Genomic DNA, 3227 nt, shown 5'->3' with positions numbered 1-3227 from the left:
TGCAGACCACCATGCAGATGCAGGCGCAGGTGTCGCAGAACCTGGGCGAAGACGAAAGCGTGCTGGCCGATCTTGTGGGCAAGAGCCAGTCGGCCGAAGGTGCGTTGCAGGCGATGCAGGCCATGAATCAGTTGCTGGCCTTGCAGGCCAAGCAGTCGATCCAGTCGCAGCGGCTCCAGATCACGCAAGACCGGGCGGCGTCGCTGGAGCTGGCGCGGCAGGCGGCAGCCACGGAGCGCGCCCGCGAGGTGCGGCGGCGCTTCCTGGGCGACGGCACGCCGTACACGCCGCAGTCCGTGAACTTCTACGGCAACTGACGGGAGGCCGCCATGCGATGCGTCCTCGTCCTGTGTGTCGCGCTGCTCGCCGCTTGCGGCGAGCAGCCGGCCGACCACCTTGCCGATGCCCTGGCCGCCGATCCCGTGCGGCTGAAGGCATTGCGCGCGCAATGCGCGGCCGACCGGCAGGCCACGGGCGAGGACGCTTGCCGTGCCGCCGCCGAAGCCTTCCGGCGGCGCTTCTTCTCCGGCCAGGCCGGGCCGGATGAATACCAGACGCTGGGCGACCTGCCGCCGATCCCGCCGAGCTTCGAGGAACCGGCCGATGGCATGGCGCCGGCCGTTCCCGCCGAACCGGAGGACACGCCATGAATGACGTGACCATCATCGACCAGTTCCTCAACACCTTTGCCGCTTATATCGACTCGGGTTTCGGGCTGCTGCGGGGCGAAGTGGCGTTCCTCACTGCCACGCTGATCGTCATCGACATGACGATCGCCGGCCTGTATTGGGCCATGAGCCATGCCACCGGCCAGGGCGAGGACGTGATCGCCAAGCTGCTGCGCAAGGTGCTCTACGTCGGTGCCTTCGCCTACATCATCAATAACTTCAACTGGCTGGCCAGCATCGTGTTCCGCTCGTTTGCGGGATTGGGCATCACCGCCACCGGCTCGGCCATCACGATGGAGAACTTCTTGCAGCCGGGCCGGCTGGCGAAAACCGGCATCGACGCCGGGGCGCCGATTCTGGAGCAGATCGGCGAGATGGCGGGCTTTCCCGAAGTGTTCGTGAACCTCGACCCCATCGTGGTGATGTTCCTCGCGTGGCTGGTCGTGGTCTTGTGTTTCTTCGTGCTGGCGATCCAACTGTTCATCACGCTGATCGAGTTCAAGCTGACCACGCTCGCCGGATTCGTGCTGGTGCCATTCGCGCTCTGGAACAAGACCGCGTTCCTCGCCGAAAAGGTCTTGGGCAACGTGGTGGCCTCCGGCGTCAAGGTTCTGGTGCTGGCCGTGATCGTCGGCATCGGCTCGGGCTTGTTCGCTCAGTTCCAAGTCCATCCCGCCGAGCCGTCTATTGACCACGCGCTGGTCATCATGCTGGCCTCGCTCACCTTGCTGGCGCTCGGGATCTTCGGCCCCGGCATCGCCACGGGCCTCGTCTCCGGTGCGCCGCAGCTCGGCGCGGGTGCGATGGCTGGTGCTGCCGTCGGTGCCGCTGGCGCGGCCGTTGCCGTCGGTGCTGCCGCGACGGGCGTAGGTGGCGCAGTCATGGCCGGGGCGCGCATGGCGCCTGCCGCCGCCAAGCTTGCCGGCAGCGGCGCGCGTGCCGCCGCCTCGACGGCCAGCAGTGCGAAGTCGGCGTTTCAGGCCGGTTCCGCCGCCGCTGGCGGCGGCGCAAAGGGCGCGATGGCGGGCCTGGGCAACGTCACCAAGACCGGCGCGCAGGCAGCCGGGCGAGGCGCTGCATCCCGCGCTTCCGCTGCCGGGCAACGCATGGCCGCTCCCTTCCGCGCTGGCTGGAATGGCGCTGCTGCCGATGGCGGCGCGGGTGCGGCATCCGGTCAGGGTGCCGCAGGCGAGGCCGCATCCGGCGCCGCTACGGCGCAGACACAGGAACAGCCCGCTTGGGCCAAGCGCCTGGATCGCCGCCAGCAACTCACCCACGCCGCGACCACCACCGCCCACGCGCTGCGCGGTGGCGATGGCGGCGGCTCCGGCCAGGGGCCGAGCCTGCGCGATTCCGATTCATAAGGAGAACTGACCATGCGATTCAAGAAACCGCAGGTGCGCTACGCCGACACGCCGCAGCCTGCCACGCCGTACCAAGCTGCCAGTCAGGTGTGGGACGAGCGTATCGGCTCGCCGCGCGTGCAGGCGAAGAACTGGCGCCTGATGGCCTTCGGCTGCCTGACGCTTGCGCTGCTGATGGCCGGCGGCCTGGTGTGGCGCTCGGCGCAATCCATCGTGACGCCCTACGTCGTGGAGGTGGACAGCGCGGGCCAGGTACGCGCCGTGGGCGAAGCCGCCACGCCATACCGGCCCAACGATGCGCAGACCGCGCACCACATCGCGCGCTTCGTGACGCTGGTGCGCTCGCTGTCCATCGACCCCATCGTCGTCCGCCAGAACTGGCTGGACGCCTACGACTACACGACCGACAAGGGCGCGGCCGTGCTCAACGACTACGCACGGGTCAACGACCCGTTCGCGCGCATCGGCAAGGAGTCGGTCACGGTGCAGATCACCAGCGTCGTGCGCGCCAGCGACACGTCTTTCAACGTGCGCTGGACGGAACGCCGATACGTCAACGGCGCCGCGGCGGGCTTGGAGCGGTGGACGGCCGTGGTGTCCATCGTGCTCCAGCCGCCGCGCACCGAAGAACGCCTGCGCAAGAACCCCCTGGGCATCTACGTCAACGGCTTGTCGTGGAGCCGCGAGCTGGATTCTTCCGAAGGAGCCAAACCATGAATGCACTTTTCCGTAAATCCGCCTTGCCGGTGATCCTGCTGGCTTCGACTGTCTTGTTCACGGGCTGCGCCACGCAAGGCAAGCCGCCGCCGACCATCTCGCTCGATGAGCCGGTGCAGGCCCAGCCGCTGCCCGAACCGCCCGCGCCGGTGGAGGTGGTGGCCGTGCCCGAGGTGCTGCCGATGCCGGCGCAGTTGATGCCGGTGCCCGAGGCCGAAGACGCCAAACCTACGCCGGAACCGGCCGACGAGAAGGTGCGTGTCTCGCGCGCCAACGCCGAGGCCCGCGTCGCGCCCACGCGCGAGGGCTACGTCAACGCGATTCAGGTGTGGCCCTTCACCGATGGCGCGCTCTATCAGGTCTATGCGGCCGTGGGCCGCGTGACCGTGATTTCGCTCCAGCCGGGCGAGGAACTGGTGACGGTGGCCGCCGGCGATACCGTGCGCTGGATCGTGGGCGACACGTCCAGCGGCAGCGG

4 protein-coding genes and 1 pseudogene are annotated in these 3227 nt (G+C 68.6%); all 5 read left to right on the top strand.

All coding sequences use genetic code 11. From position 1 onward, the window contains the following. Positions 1-317, top strand: a pseudogene (locus BV908_RS21985) (P-type conjugative transfer protein TrbJ); the annotation flags it as partial. A 12-nt stretch (positions 318-329) separates the two neighbouring features. Beyond that, complete coding sequence (locus BV908_RS21980; protein WP_016851776.1) at positions 330-650, top strand: hypothetical protein; 321 nt, start codon at positions 330-332, stop codon at positions 648-650. After that, the gene (gene trbL / locus BV908_RS21975) at positions 647-2032 is read left to right on the top strand and encodes a P-type conjugative transfer protein TrbL (protein WP_023980878.1); all 1386 of its coding nucleotides are present in this window, start codon (positions 647-649) and stop codon (positions 2030-2032) included. Before BV908_RS21980 ends, trbL begins: the two co-directional genes overlap by 4 nt. Positions 2033-2044: 12 nt before the next feature. Further along, the gene (gene trbF / locus BV908_RS21970; RefSeq protein ID WP_003110193.1) at positions 2045-2749 is read left to right on the top strand and encodes a conjugal transfer protein TrbF; all 705 of its coding nucleotides are present in this window, start codon (positions 2045-2047) and stop codon (positions 2747-2749) included. Next, the coding region (locus BV908_RS21965) for a TrbG/VirB9 family P-type conjugative transfer protein (RefSeq protein ID WP_172751431.1) at positions 2746-3227 on the top strand (482 nt) is incomplete at its 3' end. The genes trbF and BV908_RS21965, both read left to right, overlap by 4 nt.

This window comes from Diaphorobacter sp. LR2014-1 (genome assembly GCF_002916785.1).
GTDB classification, from domain to species: Bacteria; Pseudomonadota; Gammaproteobacteria; order Burkholderiales; family Burkholderiaceae_C; genus Diaphorobacter; species Diaphorobacter nitroreducens.
This window is presented reverse-complemented; position numbering and strand designations above follow the sequence as displayed.

Bases quoted from the DNA above. Each gene is read 5' to 3' on its own strand.
- BV908_RS21980 (WP_016851776.1), top strand. From the start codon at position 330: ATGCGATGCGTCCTCGTCCTGTGTGTCGCGCTGCTCGCCGCTTGCGGC.
- trbL (WP_023980878.1), top strand. From the start codon at position 647: ATGAATGACGTGACCATCATCGACCAGTTCCTCAACACCTTTGCCGCT.
- trbF (WP_003110193.1), top strand. From the start codon at position 2,045: ATGCGATTCAAGAAACCGCAGGTGCGCTACGCCGACACGCCGCAGCCT.